This window comes from Variovorax cryoconiti (genome assembly GCF_051216395.1).
GTDB lineage: Bacteria > Pseudomonadota > Gammaproteobacteria > Burkholderiales > Burkholderiaceae_C > Variovorax.
Genome location: NZ_JBPJZI010000021.1, coordinates 1 through 3,629, shown reverse-complemented (window position 1 = coordinate 3,629; position 3,629 = coordinate 1). Strand labels below are relative to the sequence as shown.

General features: G+C 66.6%; 3 protein-coding genes and 1 pseudogene. All 4 read left to right on the top strand.

The features are described 5' to 3' along the window. Window positions 1–196 (top strand): annotated as a pseudogene (locus ACSFA2_RS25350) (methyl-accepting chemotaxis protein); the annotation flags it as partial. A 40-nt stretch (window positions 197–236) separates the two neighbouring features. Next, window positions 237–1,919: a methyl-accepting chemotaxis protein gene (locus ACSFA2_RS25345; RefSeq protein WP_435458098.1), complete on the top strand. Its 1,683-nt coding sequence runs from the start codon at window positions 237–239 to the stop codon at window positions 1,917–1,919. A gap of 50 nt (window positions 1,920–1,969) precedes the next feature. Continuing rightward, the gene (locus tag ACSFA2_RS25340) at window positions 1,970–2,488 is read left to right on the top strand and encodes a chemotaxis protein CheW (RefSeq protein ID WP_435458097.1); all 519 of its coding nucleotides are present in this window, start codon (window positions 1,970–1,972) and stop codon (window positions 2,486–2,488) included. A gap of 55 nt (window positions 2,489–2,543) precedes the next feature. After that, window positions 2,544–3,629: methyl-accepting chemotaxis protein (locus ACSFA2_RS25335; RefSeq protein ID WP_435458096.1), on the top strand; the 1,086-nt coding region annotated here is incomplete at its 3' end.

Below are 3,629 nucleotides of genomic sequence, written 5' to 3'. Positions count from 1 at the left end.
GGCCAGCCACGAGCAGACCCAAGGCATCGAGCAGATCAACCAGGCCATCAGCCAGATGGACCAGGTCACGCAGCAGAACGCGGCGCTGGTGGAAGAAGCCGCCGCAGCGGCCGGCTCACTGCAGGAGCAGGCCGGCAGCCTGTCGCAGGTCGTCAGTGTCTTTCAGCTCGACGTCACACACGGGGCTCGCAGCTGATCCCCATCGCACCGCTTTCATTCCAAGAGACAGAATTTTCATGCGCGTCAACCTCCCCACCACCGCCGTCGAGTACCTGCTGCCCCCGGGCGTTGCACTGGTATCTCGCACCGACCTCAAAGGCCGCATCACTTACGTGAATCCGGCTTTCGTGGAAGCCAGCGGTTTTTCGGTCGAAGCCCTGATGGGCAAGGCCCACAACATCGTGCGGCATCCCGACATGCCGCCGGAGGCCTTTGCCGACCTGTGGCAGACGCTCGACGAAGGGTTGCCCTGGACCGGTGTGATCAAGAACCGCCGTGCGAACGGTGACTTCTACTGGGTGCATGCCAGCGTCACCCCCATCCGCCGCAACGGCACGACCGTGGGCTACATGTCGGTGCGCAGCCGACCGGAGCGCGCGCAGGTCGAGGCCGCCGAGGCGCTGTATCGCAAGATTCGCGAAGGCACCGGCCAGAAGCTCGTGCTGCGCCACGGCGACGTGCTGCGGCCGGTTTGGGCGCAGCCGCTGGCCGCGCTGCGCCGGGTGCCGGTGCGCCGCCGCCTGTGGGCGGCCACGGCGATGGCGGCCCTCTTCACGCTGGCTTTCGGTGCGGCAGGCTGGTGGTCGCTGTCGGCTGCAGCGGGTGGCGCGGGTGCCTGGCCGACGATCGTCGCGGTGTTCTCGGTCGCCTCGGCGCTGAGCTGGGTCGGTTTGGGTTTCTTCCTGGATCGCACGGTGTTCGGACCGCTGGACGATGCGGTCGAGGTGGCCCGCACGATCGCCAGCGGCGTCCTGGTGAAGTTCGCGATCCATCCCGAGGACGAGACCAAGGACCTGCTGACCGCGCTCAACCAGATGAGCGCCAACCTGTTCGGCATCGTCGCCGACGTCAGCGCCAGTGCCTACGGCGTGACCTCCGCGTCGGGCCAGATCGCCTCGGGCAACCAGGACCTGTCCTCGCGCACCGAGCAGCAGGCCAGCTCGCTGGAAGAGACCGCTGCGTCGATGGAAGAACTCACCTCGACCGTCAAGCAGAACGCCGACAACGCCCGCCAGGCGAATCAATTGGCCGTCTCGGCCTCCGAGGTCGCGGTGCGCGGCGGCAGCGTGGTGAGCCAGGTGGTGAACACCATGGGCTCGATCAACGCATCGTCCAAGAAGATCGTGGACATCATCGCGGTCATCGACGGCATCGCCTTCCAGACCAACATCCTGGCGCTCAACGCTGCCGTGGAAGCAGCCCGCGCCGGCGAACAGGGCCGCGGCTTCGCCGTGGTCGCGTCGGAAGTGCGCAGTCTGGCGCAGCGCTCGGCCGCAGCGGCCAAGGAAATCAAGGGCCTGATCGACGACTCGGTGCACAAGGTCGAGGCCGGCAGCGCGCTGGTGAGCGAAGCCGGCCAGACGATGGGGGAAATCGTGGCCAGCGTGCGTCGCGTGACCGACATCATGGGCGAGATCAGCGCGGCGAGCCACGAGCAGACGCAGGGCATCGAGCAGGTCAACCAGGCCATCACGCAGATGGACCAGGTGACGCAGCAGAACGCGGCCCTGGTCGAGGAGTCGGCCGCTGCGGCGACCGCACTGAACGTGCAGGCGGGCGGCCTGGTCGAGGCGGTGTACGTCTTCAATTTCGACGCGGCCGCATCGAAGCCCGCCAAGCGCGGCAGCGACCGCCGAGGCCCGCCGGCCGCACCCCGCATTTCTTCCCGTCCCACGGGTCGACCGGCCATCGCCAAATGACCCACCCACCCGAGTGAACTGATTCTTTTCAACAGAGAGAGGCGCATCCCATGCTCACGAAATCGACCCCCACCTCCAAGCCGGCCGACACGGCGGGCGCCAGCCGCGCGGCGGACAAGCCGCTCGAGTTCCTCTCGTTCACGCTCGGTGACGAGGAATACGGCATCGACATCCAGAAGGTGCAGGAACTGCGCGGCTACGACGCCGTGACCCGCATCGCCAACGCGCCGGCCTACATCAAGGGCGTCGTGAACCTGCGCGGCATCATCGTTCCGATCATCGACATGCGCATCAAGTTCGACCTGGGCGAGCCGAGCTACGACCAGTTCACCGTGGTGATCGTGCTGAACATCGGCGGCCGCGTGGTGGGCATGGTGGTCGACAGCGTGTCGGACGTGATCACGCTGAGCGCCGAGCAGATCAAGCCGGCGCCCGAGATGGGATCGACCCTGGACACCGACTACCTGATCGGCCTGGGCACGCTGGAAGAGCGGATGCTGATCCTGGTGGACATCGACCGTCTGATGTCCAGCGAAGAGATGGGCCTCGTGGAAGCCGTCGCCGCCTGAAGACGACGGGCGCGTTCCTGCGCCCCAGAACCACCCCCAAGACCGGACCCTCACCATGACCTCCCTTCGCAATCTCCGCATCGGTACGCGGCTCGCCCTCGGCTTCGCCATCGTGCTCGGATTGACCGTCGTTGCCGCGGCCTTTTCGCTGGTCAGCGCCGTTCGCAACGCAGAAGCCACGCGGGTCATGATGCAGAGCCCGCTCGCGAAGGAGCGGCTCATCTCCGACTGGTACGTGCTGACCTATTCGGCCATCGCACGGACTGCCATGATCTCCCGCACCACGGACGAGACCTTGCCGGTGGTCTTCAAGGACGTGATCGCCGACAGCGTGACGAGGGGCAGCGACACCATCAAGAAGGTCGAGGCGCTGCTGATCACCGACGAAGAGAAGGCCGCGTTCAAGGACATCGTGGCCAAGCGTGCCAAGTACCAGGCCGCCAAGGACCTGGTGACGAAGGCCAAGGCCGGGGGCGGCGGCACATCGGAGGCGGCCCGCGTCTTCGACGAGACCTTCACGCCGGCCGCCAAGGCCTACGAGAGTGGCGTGCTCGCGCTGTTGGCGATGGAGCGCAAGGCCATCGACGACATGAGCCAGGCGATCGACCGTGCCAACGCGCGCAGCCTGAAACTGGGCGTGCTGCTGACCGTGCTCACGCTCTTGGCGGGTGCCGCCTTCGCATTCTTCACCACGCGCAGCATCGTGCGCCCCCTGCGCCAGGCCGTGAAGGTGGCAGAGACCGTCGCGGCCGGCGACCTGAGTTCGCGCATCGAGGTGCAGTCCGCCGATGAGACGGGTCAGTTGATGCAGGCCCTGAAGAACATGAATTCCAGCCTGGCGAAAGTGGTGGGCGAAGTGCGCCAGGGCACCGACACCATCGCCACGGCCTCGAGCCAGATCGCTTCGGGCAACCAGGACCTGTCCTCGCGCACCGAAGAGCAGGCCAGCTCGCTGGAGCAGACGGCGGCCTCGATGGAAGAGCTGACCAGCACCGTCAAGCAGAACGCCGACAACGCCCGCCAGGCCAACCAGCTGGCGGCATCTGCGTCGGAAGTGGCCGTGCGCGGCGGCACCGTCGTCAGCCAGGTGGTGAACACCATGGGCTCGATCAACGCATCGTCCAAGAAGATCGTGGACATC